The 18,898-nt window shown below is 56.0% G+C and carries 13 protein-coding genes; 12 read left to right on the top strand and 1 reads right to left on the bottom strand.

All coding sequences use genetic code 11. From position 1 onward, the window contains the following. Nucleotides 1-101: 101 nt before the first annotated feature. The 9 genes from NYE74_RS21990 (at nucleotide 102) to NYE74_RS21950 (ending at nucleotide 13,091) form a co-directional block, all read left to right on the top strand. On the top strand, nucleotides 102-3,758 hold the full coding sequence (locus NYE74_RS21990; RefSeq protein ID WP_213510533.1) for a dynamin family protein: 3,657 nt from the start codon (nucleotides 102-104) through the stop codon (nucleotides 3,756-3,758). A 435-nt stretch (nucleotides 3,759-4,193) separates the two neighbouring features. Beyond that, complete coding sequence (gene purT / locus NYE74_RS21985) at nucleotides 4,194-5,381, top strand: formate-dependent phosphoribosylglycinamide formyltransferase (protein WP_124332926.1); 1,188 nt, start codon at nucleotides 4,194-4,196, stop codon at nucleotides 5,379-5,381. Then, entirely contained in the window at nucleotides 5,378-5,833 is a 456-nt protein-coding gene (locus NYE74_RS21980) for a GNAT family N-acetyltransferase (protein ID WP_036623741.1), read from the top strand. The genes purT and NYE74_RS21980 overlap by 4 nt, the downstream gene beginning before the upstream one ends. Nucleotides 5,834-6,356: 523 nt before the next feature. Next, nucleotides 6,357-7,271 (top strand): transposase, encoded by a 915-nt coding sequence (locus NYE74_RS21975; RefSeq protein ID WP_124332927.1) that lies wholly within the window; start codon nucleotides 6,357-6,359, stop codon nucleotides 7,269-7,271. Nucleotides 7,272-8,019: 748 nt separating this feature from the next. Continuing rightward, nucleotides 8,020-9,267, top strand: coding sequence for a branched-chain amino acid ABC transporter substrate-binding protein (locus tag NYE74_RS21970; protein ID WP_124332928.1), 1,248 nt, complete (start codon nucleotides 8,020-8,022; stop codon nucleotides 9,265-9,267). Between the two features lie 36 nt (nucleotides 9,268-9,303). Next, entirely contained in the window at nucleotides 9,304-10,287 is a 984-nt protein-coding gene (locus NYE74_RS21965) for a branched-chain amino acid ABC transporter permease (RefSeq protein WP_124332929.1), read from the top strand. A gap of 19 nt (nucleotides 10,288-10,306) precedes the next feature. Then, nucleotides 10,307-11,593 (top strand): branched-chain amino acid ABC transporter permease, encoded by a 1,287-nt coding sequence (locus NYE74_RS21960; RefSeq protein WP_124332944.1) that lies wholly within the window; start codon nucleotides 10,307-10,309, stop codon nucleotides 11,591-11,593. Next, nucleotides 11,590-12,390 (top strand): ABC transporter ATP-binding protein, encoded by an 801-nt coding sequence (locus NYE74_RS21955; protein WP_036623738.1) that lies wholly within the window; start codon nucleotides 11,590-11,592, stop codon nucleotides 12,388-12,390. Before NYE74_RS21960 ends, NYE74_RS21955 begins: the two co-directional genes overlap by 4 nt. After that, nucleotides 12,387-13,091 carry an ABC transporter ATP-binding protein gene (locus NYE74_RS21950; protein WP_124332930.1) on the top strand — a complete coding sequence of 235 codons (705 nt, stop codon included), beginning with the start codon at nucleotides 12,387-12,389 and terminating at the stop codon, nucleotides 13,089-13,091. Before NYE74_RS21955 ends, NYE74_RS21950 begins: the two co-directional genes overlap by 4 nt. 435 nt (nucleotides 13,092-13,526) lie before the next feature. On the opposite strand, the gene NYE74_RS21945 is transcribed toward NYE74_RS21950, so the two are convergent. Further along, nucleotides 13,527-14,117 carry a hypothetical protein gene (locus tag NYE74_RS21945; protein ID WP_316561612.1) on the bottom strand — a complete coding sequence of 197 codons (591 nt, stop codon included), beginning with the start codon at nucleotides 14,115-14,117 and terminating at the stop codon, nucleotides 13,527-13,529. A 257-nt stretch (nucleotides 14,118-14,374) separates the two neighbouring features. Here NYE74_RS21945 and NYE74_RS21940 point away from each other — a divergent pair, with 257 nt between their 5' ends. The 3 genes from NYE74_RS21940 to NYE74_RS21930 are packed head-to-tail and all read left to right on the top strand — an operon-like array spanning nucleotide 14,375 to nucleotide 18,812. Continuing rightward, nucleotides 14,375-16,048 carry a response regulator gene (locus tag NYE74_RS21940; protein WP_124332931.1) on the top strand — a complete coding sequence of 558 codons (1,674 nt, stop codon included), beginning with the start codon at nucleotides 14,375-14,377 and terminating at the stop codon, nucleotides 16,046-16,048. Beyond that, the gene (locus NYE74_RS21935; RefSeq protein WP_036623733.1) at nucleotides 16,045-17,835 is read left to right on the top strand and encodes a sensor histidine kinase; all 1,791 of its coding nucleotides are present in this window, start codon (nucleotides 16,045-16,047) and stop codon (nucleotides 17,833-17,835) included. The genes NYE74_RS21940 and NYE74_RS21935 overlap by 4 nt, the downstream gene beginning before the upstream one ends. Further along, nucleotides 17,832-18,812 carry a substrate-binding domain-containing protein gene (locus NYE74_RS21930; protein ID WP_036623732.1) on the top strand — a complete coding sequence of 327 codons (981 nt, stop codon included), beginning with the start codon at nucleotides 17,832-17,834 and terminating at the stop codon, nucleotides 18,810-18,812. The genes NYE74_RS21935 and NYE74_RS21930 overlap by 4 nt, the downstream gene beginning before the upstream one ends. Nucleotides 18,813-18,898 lie beyond the last annotated feature (86 nt).

Genomic DNA, 18,898 nt, shown 5'->3' with positions numbered 1-18,898 from the left:
TGGGTGCGATGTTGTCTTTCCCAAGCGGGCGATGAAATGTTAAAATGTTGATATTCCAAAATGAAACTAGATTTCGCAGAGCGGAAGGCGGAGATTGTTTTATGAAACCGATTACGGCACCAACCGATTACGATATGCAGAACAAACTGGAGGAACTGAGCGGCGCGCTGAGCGAAGGCGGGGACGACCGGGCGGCCGATGAATTGCGGGAGATTCAGGACAAACTGGAGCGGAAAGAGCTGACGATCGCTTTTTGCGGCCATTTTTCGGCGGGAAAATCGAGCCTAATCAACAGTTTGTGCGGCAAACCGGTGATGCCCGCCAGCCCTTTGCCGACCAGTGCGAATGTCGTTTTTATTCGCAGCGGGGAGCCGCGCGCGGTATTAAGCTCGTCCGATCCGGACCAGCCGCCGGTGGAGATGCCTGTAGAGCATATCGCCGACTATGCCCGTAACGGCAAAGATTATACGCGCGTGGAGCTGTGGGATGAGATAGAGCTGCTGGATCAAGGCGGAGCGCTGCTCGATACGCCGGGCGTCGATTCGAACGACGCCGGCCATGAGCTTGCCACGCACTCCGCCTTGCATTTGGCGGACGTCGTTTTTTATGTAATGGACTACAACCACGTATCGTCGGAAACAAACCTGAGCTTTGCCAAAACGTTAAGCGATTACGGCAAGCCGGTTTATATGGTCGTAAACCAGATCGACAAGCACCGGGAGGAAGAGCTGCCCTTTGCCCGGTACCGGGAATCGGTGAACCAGGCTTTTAAAGTGTGGAACATCGGGATGCAGGGCATTTTTTATATTTCATTGAAGCGGGAAGATCATCAAGGCAATATGCTGCCGGCGCTGAAGCGGACGATGAAGGAAATTTTGGCGCGGGGGTCCGGGCTGTTGGATTACGGGGCCTACATGTCGGCGGCGCAAACGGTGAAGGACCATCTGGCGCGGCTGGCGGAAAAGGAGCGGCCGCAGCGGGAGGCGCTGCTGGAGCAGGCGGGCGGCGAAACCGACGTGTCAAGCATGGAGGAGGAACTGGCCCGGCTGGAGCGGGCCGAAGCTTCCGGCGGCGAGTCCGTCCGGCAGGAGCGCAGGCAGGAATGGATGAACCGGATCGGTAAAGCAATCGATTCCGCCCAGTTGATGACGCCGGCGCTGCGCGAGCGGGCCGGGTTGTTCCTCGAAAGCCGGGCGCCGGGCTTCAAGGTGAAGGGGTGGTTTGGCGGAGGCGGAAAAACGGAAGCGGAAAAAGCCAAACGCTTGGGTGATTTTCTGAGCGGCTTGGGCGAGCAGACGGAAGCGCAGCTGGGCTGGCATGTCCGCCAGGAGCTTCGGGCGGTCGGCCAACATTTGCGGCTGTGGGACGAATCCTGGGAGGAGCGGCTTGACGCGATCCTGCCGCAGCCGGAGGAGGCTTGGATCAGCGAGGCTTTGCCCGGCGGGGCGGTGTTGTCCGGCGAGTCGACGCTGCACTACGCCGCGGCGGTGGCGGCGGGCGTCGCCGGGCGCTATAAGCGCGCGTCCGCGGCGCTGCTGGACGCGCTGCTGGCGGCGCCGTCGCCGCTCGGCGCGGCGGAAGCGGCCGCGGCTGCGGCCCGGCGCGCCGAGCTCGCGGCGCGCCTGCCGGCCGCCCGCGCGCTGGCGCAGCTCGCCGCCGCGCGGGCCGCGCGCGAAGCGCGCCTGGGCGCGCTGCTCGGCGCGCCCGTGCCGCTCACCTCCGGGCTGCTGCCGGAGGTGCATGAACCCGCGCCGCGCCCGGCCGGCGGCGCGGCCTTGTCCGGCGCCAGCGCGGCTGCGCCCGCGCCGGCAACGGCGCCTTCGGCAGCGCCTGCGGCGCCCGCCGGGCCGCCGCCGCAGGCCCGCGGGCGCGCGCTGCAGGCCGCCGCGCGCCTTGCGGCCGCGGCGGAGCTGCTGGCTCCCCACCCCGCCTTCGGGACGGGGGTGCGGGAGCTGACCCGGCGCGCCGCCGAGCTGCGCAGCGGCACATTTACCGTGGCGCTGTTTGGGGCCTTTAGCGCCGGTAAATCTTCCTTCGCCAGCGCTCTGCTGGGCGAAGCCGTGCTGCCCGTGTCGCCGCATCCGACGACCGCGGCGATCATCCGTGTTATGGCGCCAGGAGAAGGGCAGCGCCATAACACGGCCCGCATCCGCTTCAAAAGCCGCGAAGCGATGGTCGAGGATTTGGCGTATTCCTTCGGGGCGCTGGGGCTTGGCGCTTGGCAGGAGAAAGGCTGGCTGGAAACGGTCAGACGCCTCGAAGCTGCCGAGATTCCGGCTGCCGGAAGAGCGCATTTCAGCTTCCTGAAAGCGGCCGCGGCCGGTTGGGAAGCCGCCGAGTCCGTACTTGGCCAAAGCATCGTCGCGGACGCCGCCGAGTTCGGAAGATTCGCGGCGGAAGAAGAGAAAGCCTGCTTTGTGGCCGATATCGATTTTTACTACGCCTGTCCTTTGACCGAGCAGGGGATCGTGCTGGTGGACACGCCAGGCGCGGATTCGATCCATGCGCGGCATACGGGCGTTACATTTCAATATATGAAAAATTCCGACGCGATTATTTTCGTCACTTATTACAACCACGCTTTTTCCCGGGCCGACAAACAGCTGCTCAGCCAGCTTGGCCGCATGAAGGGCAGCTTTGCGCTCGACAAAATGTTTTTTGTCGTCAACGCGGCGGACCTTGCGGCGTCGGACGAAGAACTCGCGGCGGTGGTCGAGTACGTAAGGGACGGTCTGCAGACAGCGGGCATCCGGGAACCGAACTTGTTTGCGCTGTCCAGCCTGCAGGCGCTGCGGGCGGAGCGAGGCGGAGCAACCGAAGATCCCGGCTTTGCCCGGTTCCGGCGGCAGTTCGCCGAGTTCCTGGAGGTTGATTTGGGCAGCCTTGCCGCGGCGTCCGCCTCCGCGCTGCTGGAACAAACGAAGGAGCGGCTGGCCAAATGGATCGCGGCGGCCGATAGCGACGCGGAGCAGGCGGAACGGAAGCTGGCCGCGCTGACGGGCAGCCGCGCCGCTTTCGAAGCCGCGGTCAAGGAATTTATGGCTGCCGAGATCGGCCGGGAATGGAACCAGGAGAACGAAGAGCTGCTGTTCCACGTCGTACAGCGGTTAAGGCTGCAGGCGCTTGATGCGTATGGGGAATATTTTCACCCATCGCTGCTTCAGGACGGCGCGGGTCCATTGAAGCGGAACTTCGCGATCGCCATGCGCGGCTGGGTTAGTCAAATCTCCGGCGAGTTGGAGCGCGAGCTGCTGGCGACGACGCTGCGCCTGGAGCGGAAGGCGGAGGGGCTGCTGGCGAGGGAAGCGGAGAAATGGTCCCGCGGGAACGGGGAACGGTTCGATATGCCGCTTGAAGCGCCGGCTCCGTCCGGGGAATGGAGCACCCCGGAAATTCCGGAAGGCCTGCTGGACAGCGCTTATTTTCCGCCGGAAGACTATTGGCCGTATTTCAAAAATCCGAAAGCTTTTTTTGAGGGACAGGGAAAAATGCAGCTGCGCTCCAAGCTGGAGGGCCCGCTTACGGAGCGGCTTCAGGAGCTTGTGCACCGCATGCAGGGCGTTTTCCGCGACCATTATGTCGGTGAAATCGAGAAGCGCAAGCAGCAAATCGCCGGATATTTCACGGGTCTTTGGCAGGAATGGAAAGACAGTTTGAAGAGCTTGAAGGTTACCGAGGAAGAGCTGGCGCATTGGCAAAAAGCGGAGGCTCAATTGGGCCGATATCGCGAGGAAACGGAAGCATTTTATGAAAGATAATCCGGTTTGCCCTAGCTATAAAGGCTAACGCATCGAAGCGACCTTATTTACTCCAAAAAACGCCGTGTTTATTTCTACGGGCAGGAAAGACGCTTTTTTCCTGAAAAAGACCGGAAGCATGCACTTCAATGCCAAATAAAGTCTGTGATTTCCGTTAGAATCGGTTCTCCGAACCTATCATTATCTCAGAAGCTGCGACAACACCGCCGTATTGGGCTATTTGGGAATCAAGGAACCTGGAACACACCGGTAATGGATGGCTAAAAAAGGGTCTATTACGTTATGGTGGAAACCTAGTTTCGCGATTTGTAACTTTTTATCGAAAATTACCCCGAATTTTAATTAGAAGTATTGCAATCTTGGCCATAAAACCTGAAAATAAGAGTAGAGTGTTAATTGGTTGTTAACTCAGCGTTAAGGGGGATTTATCGTATCATGTGGGGGGACCCTGCATCAAGAAGCCCTAAAACGATCATGCTGCTCGGCAGCGGCGAGCTTGGCAAAGAGGTCGTGATCGAAGCGCAGCGCCTGGGCGTTCGCACGATTGCCGTCGATCGGTACGAGCATGCGCCGGCCATGGGAGTTGCCCATGAAGCCCATGTCATCGATATGCTGGACCCGGAGGCTTTAAGATCGCTAATTCTGCAAATGAAGCCGGATCTAATCATCCCGGAGGTGGAAGCGATTGCCACTCAAGTGCTGGTCGAACTTGAAAGCGAGGGCTTTACAGTGATTCCAACGGCCACGGCAGCGAGGCTGACGATGGATCGCGAAGGAATTCGGCGCCTGGCAGCGGAGAAGCTGGGCTTGCCGACCGCGGATTACCGGTTTGCGGACAGTTTGGAGGAGCTGGAAACGGCGGTTGCCGAACTTGGACTGCCTTGCGTGGTTAAGCCGCTCATGAGCTCTTCCGGCAAAGGGCAAAGCGTGTGCCGCAGCCGGGAAGACGTGCAAGCGTGCTGGCGGATGGCGATGGAAGGCGGGCGCGCCCAAAACACGAGGGTCATCGCGGAATCGTTTGTGCCGTTTACGAGCGAGATCACGATGCTGACGGTCCGTTCGGTTTCCGGAACCGTGTTTTGTCCGCCGGTGGGGCACATTCAGCGAGACGGTGATTATGTGGAGTCATGGCAGCCTCACTTTATGAGCGAGGAAGAGCTGCGCGAGGCGCAGGGCATCGCCCGCAAAATCACGGACGCGCTGGGCGGATACGGCCTGTTTGGGGTCGAGTTGTTTATCACGCCGGACGGCGTCGTGTTCAGCGAAGTTTCCCCAAGACCCCATGATACGGGAATGGTCACGATGGTGACCCAGGATTTGTCGGAGTTTGCGCTGCATGTTCGCGCGATTTTGGGCTTCCCGGTTCCTTCTGTAGAGCTGTTGACGCCAGGTGCGTCGGCGACGCTCAAAGGCGGAGAGGGCCGGGAGGGAGAAGACTTCCGGATCGCGGGAATCGGCGAGGCGTTAAGCCTGCCGCGGACGCAGGTGCGCATATTCGGAAAACCGTTATGCAAACCGGGCAGACGAATGGCAGTCGCACTGAGTGCCGCAGAAGATGTGGAAACAGCTCGCAGCCGCGCGAAGGAAGCGGCAAATCTATTAAAGGTGGTATGGTCCAATTGAGTATTCAGGTGCTTTCTCCGGCTTTGGTCATTCGTAAAGGATGTTGTGACGACTGTCAACACATGCTTCCGTTAATGCGCCAGCTTCGTTACCCGACAACGCCCAGCGTGCTGAAGGAACGTCTATCCATGCTGGAAGACCATCCGTTGTTCAGCAGTCTGGTGGCGGAATTGGACGGGGTTATTGTCGGAACGGCTTTTCTGAAGCAGTATCAAACCCATGATATGAGTAGACCGGTGACGCAGATTACGGCTCTGATCGTTGATGAGAAGCATCGGGGCAACGGTTTCGGGAAACGCCTGATCGAAGAAGCGGAGAGCTGGGGACGCCAGCGCAGCAGCTCGGAGCTGATCGTGTCCACGGCACGCGAGAATTACATGTCCGCCAAATCGTTTTACGAGCACCTGGGCTTCACGAGCTTAGGTTATCGTTTAAGCAAGTCGCTGCTGTAAGCGAACGGATTGTAATTGAACCTGATAGTCTTAATTTTATATCGGCTCCCCTCTTGTTTTTGGGAAGGGGGCTTTTTTGTGTTCTGAGCCTTGGAGTGCTTGGAGAGCAGCTGTAAAAGTGCATCTTATAAAGGTCCATTCGATAAAAAGACGATTTTAACGGGAACTGAAATGAACTTTTTATGGCTCAAAATCGTGATTAGTGCTTGACGAAAATTATGGCTTTGGTTCTAGTTTTAATTCCAGGATGCCGGACTGAGGTGGCTAAGGTAAGTGGCTGAGATGACTGTCTTTAGCTTTCGTGTCTTGGTGTCCCTGCCTGCCTTTGCACGATTATCCCTTTCGTACAGGGAGCAGGGGGCGGGGGATAGAGCGTGGGTTCCAAAAAAGGAGAAAAGAAAATGAGATGGTGAATATGAGACGGTTCAGGTGAGATTTTCAGCTTGATTAGAGAACGCATGTTTGGTATAATGAAATAAATGGAACTTATGTTCGTGAATTCTTGATTCGGGGGCGGGCAAACATGGAGATCAATGCGGGAAAGGAACTTCAGCCATTCAACAGCCGTTTTAACAGCGAGCAGGACTGCATGGAGGCGCTGATCGCGATGAAGTGGCCAAGCGGCTTCGTCTGTCCGCGCTGCGCTCATACCCGGTGCAGCCGTCTGACTTCCCGGCATATCCCCTTGTTCGAGTGCGGAAAGTGCAAGCATCAAACATCGCCTTTGGTCGGCACGATTTTTGAAGGAACGCATCTCCCCTTGCTCAAGTGGTTCGAGGCCCTGGATTTATTCCTGCTCCCGGGCGGCATCTCGGCGCTGCGGCTGAGCAAGGTGATCCGGGTCACCTACAAGACCGCCTGGTCGGTGCTGCACAAAATACGTCATGCCGTGGGGGAGTTCGATGCCCGGGAGCTGCTCTCCGGAGACGTGAAGGTGAACAGTGATCAGTATGGGCGTAATCCGTCCCGGTGTCAGCTTTCGCATCCGTACGCCTCGGCGGTCGTAGCGGGATGCACGGTCACGGAGTCGGGTGAGCCGGAGCAGGTCAAAATCCGCCTGGTGCCGCATAAGCGGGGAGGTGAAAAAAGGGCAGACCGTCAAGAGCTAACCGAGTTCATCAACGGGCATGTGGATGTCCGTACATCGGCGGTACAGTTGTTCCCTCAGGCCTTTCGGCTGTATGCGCCCTTGCGGAGAGTGGTGAGAGAGGCGTGGGAATCGCTGAAGAGTACGTATGGAGCCTTGGGACTGAAGCATCTGCAGGCGTACCTGAACGAATACACCGGACGCCGCCGGCTGCGCCTGCCCGGAGGACTGCCCGGAGCCGAAGAAACGATGCGGCAGAAGTTGCTGCGCATGTGTGTGGCGATTCCGGCGATCCCTTACCGCCGGCTGATCGCGCGCCAACCGAACCAGCCCCTTGCGGCCGCAGCCTGATTACGTTTTTTTTATTTTTCCCGGTGACATGTCCGATCTCTCCCGTCAGGTCTGCTGCACTTCTCCTAAACCTATTTTCCAAAACTATCTAAATAATCTAGAACATGTTTTTTTCATAAAAACAAATCTATCTATCCCGAAAATATCCTTTTTCCAATATATCTCCTTCTCCTGAATTATCTTCTTCTCTGCTACCTGATCAAACGGTATAATCGTGCAAAGCGTCTGGACAACGGATGTTCATCTGCCGACCAACCCACCGGCCTTCCCTGTCTTCACGCTTTTAACGCATTTTCCGGCACTTCTTGCCACGATCGGTTGCCGGCCGGCTTGAATGTCAAGCGCTGATTATTAGGTTTTGAGTCACTTTTGCATTTCGTAGAATTCTGCACCTCTCGTAGTATGCTGGTGCTCAACTAACTTTACGGCACAGTCCGCATGCTTTTTCTCCACCCCCATGCCCCTCAATCTGCTTCTACTTAAATCGCGCTCGTTTTTTAAAAGTTATAATATATATCATATGTTGTTCAAATATCTTACATATATGAAATAAACAGTTGACAAAAATCGCCTTTCTCGTGTAAATATGGAGTTGTAGAGGTTTTTATACTGATTTGCGTAAAAATAACTTACATTAACATGACATAATAAAAGGCGGTCAGTGAGAAACGCAAACCATTGTGTAGGCCACCGAAGCGGTTTTAAAGCCGGTTGCCTGCACGCATACAATTTCTGGGAGGGTTAAAGGATGAAGGTAAAAAAAGCTTTAGCGGTTTCCTTGGTTTCTTTTCTCATCATTGGTTTGCTTTCGGCGTGCGGTTCCAACGGGGGAGGAAACGCGAGCGGCGGCGGCAACGGAACCGAAGGCGGTAAGGGAAGCGGGGCGGCCGGAGGTTCGTCCGGCGGTGCTTTGACCGTCATCAAGATCGCTTCCCAGTCGCCATTATCCGGCGGTTCGGCGATCCAGGGGGAATCGATCAAGCTCGGGGGCCAAATGGCGCTGGAGGAACGGCAAGCGGAATTCAAGGAACTCGGCTTCGATCTGCAGTATGTTCCATACGACGATCAAGGTGATCAGAAAAAAGGCGTGGCCAACGCCGAACTGATCGGCGCCGATCAGGCGGTTATGGCGGTGCTGGGGCACTTGAACTCCGGCGTATCCATTCCGAGTTCGGTCGTTTATGAGAAATACAGCATTCCGATGGTATCCCCGGCCAGCACGGCGACGGAATTTACCGACCGCAAGCTGAAGGTGGCGAACCGGGTCGTCGCCCGCGACGATTTCCAAGGGCCGGCCGGCGCCGAATATGCCGTTAAAACAGTGGGCGCCAAAAACATCTTTGTCATCCAGGACAAAACGGCTTACGGCCAGGGGCTGGCAGACGCCTTCAAAACCGCAGCCGAGGAGCTTGGCGCCACGATCGCGGGTTACGAAGGAATCACGGTCGGCGAAAAAGACTTCAACGGCGTTCTGAACCAGGTGCTCAGCAAAAAGCCGGACTTCATCTTCTTCGGCGGGATGTATGCGGAAGCCGGACTTATTGTGAAGCAGGCGCGGGAGAAGGGCATTACCGTTCCGATCATGGGCGGGGACGCGCTCGATTCCTCGGGGATGGTCGACATTGCCGGGGATAAATTGACGGAAGTGGCCTACAGCTCCGTATCGACCGACATCACCAAATCAAATCAGGCCTGGGCGGATAAATATAAGGAAAAATTCGGCAAATCGGTCGAAAACTATTCGGCATATTCCTACGACGCGATGAACGTTATTTTGAACGGGGTGAAAAAGGCGATTGAAGCTAACGGCGGCAAGCTGCCGGCGCGTGAACAGGTGCGAGACGCCGTGCGGGCGACCGCCGATTTCGATGGGGTGGCTACGAAAGTCAGCTTTGACGATATAGGGGACAACAAATACGCAAAGGTGTTTATCTACAAGTTTGAAAACCAAGCTTACCCGGGCGCGATGGTTTCGGAAATTGAACAGCCCAAATAAGCTCGTACACACTTCTAAAAAAGGGGTTAGGCCATAATGGATACGATCCTGCAAACTCTTCCCCAGGTATTGGTGGACGGCCTTACTTTGGGCGCGGTTTACGCCGTGGTGGCGATCGGGTATACGATGGTTTACGGTATTCTTGAATTCATTAATTTTGCCCATGGCGAAATATTTATGACCGGCGCTTTTGTAGGAACGGCGGTACTGCTTGGGATGAGCTCCGCCGGCTGGCTCGGCGGTCTGCCGGCCGGATTGGCTTACTTTTTGATCCTCGCGGCGGCGATGGTGTTTACGGGGGTGATGGGAATCGGGATCGAGCGGGTGGCCTACCGGCCGCTCCGCAATGCTCCCAAATTGATCTCCCTGATCTCCGCGATCGGCGTCTCCTTTCTGCTTCAGGATATCGTGCGGTTTATCGCCGATGTGCGCACCGGAAATTTCGTCGTGACCGGCATCTCGCTTTACGGCGATAACCTCAAGCTAGGGGCGTCGTCGCTGTGGGGCGGGTTTAACGACGCTTTTCTGAAAACAAACACGATTATCGTCGTGGCCGTCGCCGTCGTTTTGATGATCGGGCTCGATCTGTTCGTCAACCGGACCAAGTGGGGCAAAGCGATGCGCGCCGTGGCCCAGGACCGCGAGACGGCGGCGCTGATGTCGATCAATGTCAACAAGGTGATCGCCTTGACGTTTTTTATCGGCTCCGCGCTGGGCGGCGGTACCGGCGTGCTGTTCGCGCAGCAATACGGAACGATCGACCCTTACATCGGTTTTATTTTGGGCATGAAGGCGTTCACCGCGGCGGTGCTGGGCGGAATCGGAAATATCCGGGGCGCGATGTTCGGCGGTTTGTTTATCGGCGTGCTGGAAATGTTCTCCTCGGCCAACCTGTCGGTGATTACCGGCGGAACGCTGGGCGGGGAATACAAGGATGTCGTCGCTTTTCTGATTTTGATCGCGGTGTTGATATTCAAGCCGGAGGGGCTGTTCGGTAGAGCCCTCAAAGAGAAAGTGTAGGTGAAGCTACGTGAACCGACTGAGTGTATGGCTGGGGCACAGCAAAGCCGCGCAAGCCGCGCTTTTTTCGTTGTTCGTGATCGTTACGGCCGCTAGTGTCTATTTTTCGGATAAATCCGTGGTTGCGTTTTTGCTGCTCCTGGGTTCCTTGCTGCTGCTTTATTACACAACGTTTCCGTTCTCCGTCAAATGGGCGATTGGAGCGGTTTTGGTGCTGCTGGTCATTCCGTTCGCCACTTCGGGCGGGCCTTCGCACCAATCCTACATGGAGGTAGCGACGCAATGCGGCATTTACATCGCGATGGCGCTTGGCCTGAATATCGTGGTCGGATTCGCCGGTCTGCTCGATCTGGGATTTGTCGCCTTTTTCGCCGTCGGGGCTTACACCTACGCGATTTTTGCGACGCCGCAGGCGAATGAATTTATTGGCGGGGGGCTGTTTCCGCTGTCCGGCGGAGCTTTCTGGATCTTCATCGCAATCGGCGGGTTTATGGCCGCGTTGTTCGGCTTGCTGCTTGGCCTGCCGGTGCTGCGCGTCAAAGGCGATTACTTGGCGATCGTCACGCTGGGCTTCGGCGAAATCATCCGGATCATTTTCAACAATTTGGATAGGCCGGTGAACATTACGAACGGGGCGATGGGGTTGTCTTCGATTCAGGCGCCCAGCTTGTTCGGCTACAAGTTTACGTTTCCGAACCAGTATTATTTTATCGTGGTGTTCATTTTGGCGCTCGTCATCTTCAGCGTAAAAAGACTGGAGCATTCCCGGCTCGGACGGGCTTGGAAGGCGATCCGGGAGAACGAAATCGCCGCCCAGTCGATGGGCGTGCCGCTGATCCGGACCAAGCTGACCGCCTTTGCCATCGGCGCCTCGTTTTCCGGGATGATGGGCGTTGTGTTCGCCGCCAAGCAAACGTTCATCGATCCGACCAGCTTTACGCTGCTGGAATCGATCACGATTTTGGTGATGGTGCTGCTGGGCGGCATGGGCAGCGTGCCGGGGGTTATCCTCGGCGCGGCGCTGGTAACGATCCTCAATTTGCAGGTGCTGACAGAGCTGACCAATTGGCTGAACCAGCTAACGCTGCAAGGGGTGCTCAACATCCCCAGCTCGATTTCCCCGTCCAAAATGCAGCGGCTCATATTCGGCGCCATCCTTGTGCTTATCGCGATATTCAGGCCTAACGGCTTGATTTCGGCCAAAAATCGCAAGGTGGACGGCGAGCGGCTTAGGGGCCAGCGTTCTTCTCCTGTGCTTTCGTTCCGGCAGCAGGGCAAACAACAGAGCGGAGGTGTCGGCAAATGACCGTTTTGAAGGTGAAGGGTCTCGTGAAACGCTTCGGCGGACTGACGGCGGTGGACGGCGTTGATTTTTCGTTCCCCCGCGGCAAAATATCCGCCGTAATCGGGCCGAACGGGGCCGGAAAAACGACTTTTTTCAATATGATTACGGGCATCTATGCGCCGGACGAAGGCGTGATTGAATTGGAAGGGAAATCGATCGTGGGCGTCAAACCGCATCAAGTGGCGAGCCAAGGAATCGCCCGGACGTTTCAAAATATCCGCCTGTTCGGCAGCATGACCGTACTCGAAAACGTGATGGTCGGCAGGCATATTCATTTGAAAGCGGGGTTGCTCGGGACTTTGCTTTCCTTGCCGAAATTCCGTCAGGAAGAGGAGCAGGCTCAGCTTGAGGCTTACCGGCTGCTGGAATTTGTCGGCCTGGCGGAGCTGCTGAACGAGCAGGCGGGAAGCTTGCCTTACGGGGCGCAAAGACGGCTGGAAATCGCCCGGGCGCTGGCGGCAAAGCCGAAGGTGCTGCTGCTGGACGAACCGGCGGCGGGCATGAACCCGCGGGAAACGGCGGAGCTGATCGGGCTGATCCGGCAGATCCAGGAGAATACCGGGATGACGATTATTTTGATCGAACACGATATGAAGCTGGTGATGGAGTTGTCCGAGCATATTTTGGTGCTGGACTACGGGATGAAGATTGCCGAAGGCGGCCCCGAGGCGATCCGCAGCCATCCGAAAGTGATTGAAGCGTATTTGGGAAAAAGCGCGGTTGCTCCGGAAGCGCGTAGGCTTGAGGTGATTTCATGAGTCTCTTGGAGCTGGGCGAAGTCCGCGCTTATTACGGCGCCATCGAGGCGTTGAAGGGCATCTCTCTTAAGGTGGAGGAAGGGGAAATCGTCTCGCTGATCGGCTCGAACGGGGCCGGTAAATCGACGACGCTGAAGGCGATCTGCGGGCAGGTGAACACCGTCGGTGAAATCCGCTTTGCCGGGAGCGAGATGTCTTCGCTGCCGCCGCACCGGGCGGCCCTGAAAGGGATCGCGCACGTGCCGGAGGGGCGGCGCATTTTCCCGCGTCTGACGGTGAAGGAAAATTTGGAACTGGGGGCTTTTTCGGTAGGCGATAAAAAGGCGGTCAAGCAACGGATGGAGCGGGTGTTTGCTTATTTTCCGCGGCTGAAGGAACGGCTTGGGCAAATGGGCGGAACGATGAGCGGCGGGGAACAGCAAATGCTTGCGATCGGCAGGGCGCTGATGATGGAGCCGAAAATCCTGCTGCTTGATGAGCCGTCGATGGGGCTGGCCCCGATCATTGTGGAGCAGATTTTCGAAATCATCCAGGAGCTGAACCGGGAAGGCATGACCGTGCTGCTGGTGGAGCAAAACGCTTTTCAGGCGCTGCAGATCGCCCATCGCGGCTACGTGATGCAGACCGGGGAAATTTTGCTGGAGGATGAAGCCGGGCGGCTGCTATCCAATGAGCAGGTTAAGGAGGCTTACCTGGCCTAAAATGCGGACGATTCTGTATGGCTGCACAGCAAGCTTTCAGGCGGCAAGCGTTTCCCGGCGTTTCCCGGCGAGGAAAGCAAAAACGGCCGTTTCGCCGTAAAGCTTGCGTACGGTGCCAAGTGCCGCAAATCAACAAAGGACTGCGTTCCCCAGAGCATATGCGGCCGGTGACCGGCTGCCGGAGGGAGTGCAGCCCTTTGCTATTAAAGTTATAAAAATAGCGGAACTTTAAGGTCTTATTTTCCAGAGTTGAACATGTTCATCCCCATTAGCGGAATTTTATGTCCTTATTTTCCGATGAATGATGCCAAAAGCGGGCATCCCCCTGCGATTTGAAAAAATAGCGACATAAGTTTCCCCTATTTCACTCGAAATGGGGGAAACGGCCGAAATAACGCCATTTTTTTCCCTTATGCGCTCGCTTGCTTGCCAGAATTAATTCGCGGCATACAATTGATGCTGCTCCAGCGAAGCCGCGGTTCTGCGGGAATAGCAGTACAGCTCGCGGTACGTTTCCAGGTTTCCGCGGAACACCAGCTTCAGGAAGGAGCAGGTCGACAGATCGGACGGGGTCGTTAACCCGGCGGACTTGTCGAGCAGCTTGACGCCGGCTTCCTGAAACACGGCGCTGACGAACTGGGAGCAAAAATAGGATTTTTCCCCGCCTAGCTCCATGTTGAGAATGACGCCCAAAAGGCCGAGAAAATTATAGTTATACTGTTCGCCGTTTTCTTCGAATTTTTTCACGTAGTTTCGCATGTGCATATAGGTTTCCTTGCTGACTTTGCAGCTGTACAAGGCGCAGGTTGCTTTTGCGAATACGCCGCCGTGAATGTCTTCCTTGACGAACCCGCCGTAAATCGGAATGAGCGGGTGCTTTCGCCCGAAGCTGTAAACTTCGCGGAGCTCGGGGTCAAAAGCGATGGAAGCATGATTGAACGGGGCTCTCGTATAAAGGCCGATCATCTTGGCGACCCAGGTTTTCGGATTGCTTAATAAGATGTAGATTTGCGTTTCATTCGACATTGTTTAACCACCAACATTTGAATTGATTGCAGTTCCATTTGATATTATCATGGTACTTCGTTTGCGGGAATACAAAAACAGACCGGAGGCGGAAATAAAACTAGACTAAGGTCTTGCTTCTCGTCCTTCCGCGTTTACCGGAGCGTCATTTACTTTTTGCGGGCGATACGATAAAATCGGGGGGAATTCCAGGGATAAAGAAGAGGATGAAAGAGAATGAAAGAGAATGAAAGAGAATGAAAGAGGATGGTCCACCGATGTACAAGTTGATTTTGGCCGATGACGAAGAGGATGTGCGGGAAGGGCTGCTGCAGTTGATCGACTGGGAAAGCGTCGGGTTTGCGGTGGCGGACACGGCCGAAAACGGCAAGGAAGCCGCGGAAATGGTCGAGAAGCATGTGCCTGATGTAGTCGTTACCGATATTCAAATGCCGTTTATGAACGGCCTGCAGTTAGCCGAGTGGATCCGCGGCCATTATCCGGCGACGAAGATCATTATCCTGACCGGTTACGAGGAATTCGAATATGCGCAAAAAGCGATCCGGCTCGGCATCGACGAGTATATTTTGAAACCGTTTTCGGCGGCGGAGCTGGCGGATATTTTGCGCAAGGTGAAGGAGCAGATCGACGCGGAGCTCGCCGAAAAGGAAAACGTGCAGCTGCTGACCGAGCATTACCGCAAAAACCTCCCCGTGCTCCAAAGTCTGTTCCTGTCCTCGCTCGTATCCAGGCGGCTAAGGGAAACGGAGATCCAGGAAAAAAGCCAGCATTACGGGCTTGATTTAAACGGCAGCGAATACATGGTTTCGGTTCTTCGCATCGATGCCGCGCCGGGCAGGAAGGAAGCGGCAGGCAACGGAGGCGGGGATAAAACCCGCATGGCAAGCGGTTCGATATCTTTAAAAGATACGAACGATACCCAACTGCGGTTGTTCGCCGTCTATAATATCGCCGATGAAATCGTAAAAGGGCATCCGGCGGATAAAGCGTTTATCCACCATGACGAGGTGGTGCTGCTGAGCATCCGGCGCCATGAGGGCAGCGAGGATCTGGCCGCCCGGACGCTGCAGCTGCTGGAGGAAATCCGCTTCAGTGTGGAGCGGTTTCTGAAGCTGACGGTCACGATCGGAGCCGGCCGGGCGGCCGCCCGTCTGAACGATGCCGTAACCTCCTATGAGGAAGCGCTGAAGGCGCTTGATTACCGGGTGATCCTGGGCGGGAACAAGGTGATCTGGATCGAGGATGTGGAGTCCCGGGAGTACGTGCCGCTGGCGGTCGATGAACTGAAAGAGAAGGAACTGGTGCGCTGCCTGAAAGTGGGAAGCGATCAGGAGCTGGAGCGGCTCCTTGAGGACATGTTTGGCGTATTGGCCGACAACAAAGTATCCTATCAGGACTTCCAGGTTTACCTGCTGGAAATGTTGACTGCGGTCATCAAAGTGGCCAAGGACAGCCATGCGGATTTGGACAAGCTGTTTGGCGAGGGGCCCGGTTTTCTCGGAACATTTGCCAAATTTGCCCACGCGGACGAGGCGAAAGCCTGGTTTTTGGACATTTGCATGAAGCTGAAGCATTCGATCGCTTCGGACCGTCAATCCAGCTATAACAAGCTGGTTGAGGAAGCAAAGGAATACATTTTGGCCAATTACGGGGACCACGATCTCTCGATCGCCAAAGTATGCCGGCATTTGCATATCAGCGCCGGTTATTTCAGCAATATTTTCAAAAAGGAAACGAAAACGACCTTTGTAAGCTATTTGCTGGGGGTGCGGATGGAAGCCGCCCAGCGTTTGCTCGCCGCCACCGATTTGAAGGCGTTTGAAATCGCCGAGCGGGTCGGTTTTTCCGATCCGAACTATTTCAGCTTTTGCTTCCGTAAAAAATTCGGCATCTCCCCCAAAGAATACCGCGGCGGGGCGAGAAATCCATGAGGCTGTGGAAATCGGCCAAACAGCTGCTTCGGGGTTTTCATATCCGGAATATTCAGACGCTTATCTCCTTTTCCTCCATCATCGTTACGGTGCTTACGGTCGTGCTGGTCAGCACTTTGCTGTACAACCGTTTTACCCGCGCCGCCGAAAAGAATGTGGAGCTTAGCCTGGAGGAAATCGTCGAGCAGGTGAACTCCAATTTGGAGCTCTACGTGAGCGGGATGCAGGATGTATTCGAACTTACGGAGCACAAAATCGCTTCAACGCCCGAAGCTGCTTCGGACGAGCGGCTCGGGAACGAGCTCGGTACGGTGCTGAATACGCGGGAGGATCTGGTGTCGATCGCGCTGTTTACCGAAGAAGGCAAGCTGGTGCGCAATGTCCCGGAAATTCCGATGCGTCAAAATACGAGGCTTCAGGAGCAGCTGTGGTTCGAATCCGCGATGGAGAACCCGGGCAAGCTGCAGTTTACGCCGCCCCATATTCAAAATTTGTTTAAATGGGAGTACCGTTGGGTCGTGTCGATGAGCAAAACGGTCCAATACTGGGACCGGAATTCGCTGAAACAGGGCGTGCTGGTCATCGACATCAATTTCCGCACCATCGACCAGCTCAGCCAGCGCGTCAGCCTCGGCAAAAAAGGCTACGCTTACATTATCGACGCGGTCGGGAATATCGTATACCATCCTCAGCAGCAGCTCATCTATGCCGGATTGAAATACGAGAATTTGGAGCCGGTGCTTAACTACGCCTACGGCCGGTATTTCGACGAATCCGACGGGGAGCAGCGCATCATTACGATTCAAACGGTGAAGCCGGCCGGCTGGAAAATCGTCGGCGTGGCTTACGCGGACGAGTTTTTGACGACGAAGCGGGAGCTTGGCGTCTTTTTGACTTGGTTCCTGCCCGCGGTGATCATCATCATACTCGCCATCAACATCTACGTATCCGCCCGCATTTCACAGCCGATCCGCAGGCTGGAAAGATCGGTGCAGATGGTTGAACGCGGCGATTTCGGCACGATTGTCCACGTGAGCGGGGCTTATGAAGTGGAGCAGTTGTCCAAGAGATTCAACCTGATGCTGCGGCGGATCCGCGAGCTGATGGACCAGATCATCCAGGAGCAGGAAGCGAAGCGGAAAAGCGAGCTTGACGTGCTGCAGTCGCAAATCAATCCGCATTTCCTCTATAATACGCTGAATTCGGCAACGCGCCTGGCGGAGCTGGGAAGGAACGAGGAAGTCGTGACGACGATTACCTCGCTGTCGCGTTTTTTTCGCATCAGTTTAAGCCAAGGCAGCCATGTCATTTCCGTCCAGGAAGAGCTGGAGCATGTGCGGCACTACCTGATCATCCAGACGATCCGTTTCAAGAACAAGTTCAGGTACGAGATCGTGGCCGATGAAGCGGCGCTCGAATGCCGGACGTTAAAGCTGATCCTGCAGCCTCTGGTGGAAAATGCGATCCATCATGGCATCGAGAAATCGGCGGAAGCGGGTTTTATCGGCGTGGAGGCCCGTTTGGAGGGGGAACATCTGGTATTCCGCATCCGCGACAACGGCGTCGGCATGCCGCCGGAAACGGTGGAAAAGCTGATGAAAGGCGCGGTGCGCAGCGAATCCGGTTCGGGCGTCGGCGTACGCAATGTGCAGGAGCGGATTGTGCTGTATTACGGTCCAGGCTACGGATTAAAGTTCGACAGCGAGCCGGAGGAAGGGACGTTGGCAACGATTACGATTCCGGCGGTCAAGCCGGAGAATGCGCAAAAGGACGGGGTGGAATCATGAGCAGACTTATGCCGAAAGCGGTATTTGCAATGCTGGAGGTTGTGCTGGCCGTTTTGTTGTCTTCGTGCGCCGGGTCCGGGAATTTGCCCCCGGATAACGGGAAACCGGTCGTTGTCGATATGATCGTCAAAATGGACCGCGGCGATTATTGGAAGACGACGAAGCTGGGGGCGGAGGTCGCAGCCAAAGAATATAATGTCCAACTGAATTTTCTTGCCCCGGATAACGAAAACGACGTGGAGGGCCAGATCCGGCTGATGGAGGAGTCAATCAAGCGCAAGCCGGACGCGATCGTGCTGGCGGCCACCGACTATGAGGCGCTGGGACAGGCGACGGACCGGACATCTTATTTTAATATTCCGGTCATCTCCATCGATTCGGAGGTGGCGTCCACAAAAGTGAAAACGTACGTCGGGACCAACAATTATGAAGCGGGCCAGAAGGCGGCGGAACGCCTGGTGGAGCTGACCGGTCCGGACAGTGAAATCGGGATCATCAATTTCGTGAAAGGGGCCCGCAACGCGGGTCAGCGGGAGGAGGGCTTCCTCGACTATGTCGCCCGGTTTCCCGGGGTCAAGGTCGTTGATACCTTGTATTGCGGCTCGGACGAAACGCTGGCGTACAACCTGACGGTGGATATGCTGAAACGGTTCCCCGGCCTGGACGGCATCGTCTCTCTAAGCGCGGAGTCCTCGATCGGAGCGGGCAAAGCGGTGGATGAATCGGGAAACGGTCATATAAAGATGATCGCCTTTGACAATCCGCCGGAAATGCTGGAGCTGCTGCAGGAGGAAAAAGTGCAGGCGATGGTCGTGCAAAATCCGTTCAACAACGGTTATTTGGCCGTGACCGCCGCGGTGAAGGCGGCCCACGGCGAGAAATTGGAAGACAAACTGCCGACCGACACCAAGCTGATCGATCTGGACAATATGCTGTGGCCGGAAAATCAAAAGCTGCTGTTTCCCTTCGTCAAGTGACGTTTCTTTTCTATATTAATGAGGGGAAACGGCGGACTCGGGGCATATTACTGGGTAACCGCGCCTTACCTGCGTAACTATTAGCC

The sequence above is a fragment of the Paenibacillus sp. FSL P4-0127 genome, from assembly GCF_038007325.1.
GTDB lineage: Bacteria > Bacillota > Bacilli > Paenibacillales > Paenibacillaceae > Fontibacillus > Fontibacillus macerans.
The sequence above is the reverse complement of the archived record's forward strand: the minus strand, read 5'-3'. Positions and strand labels throughout refer to the sequence as shown.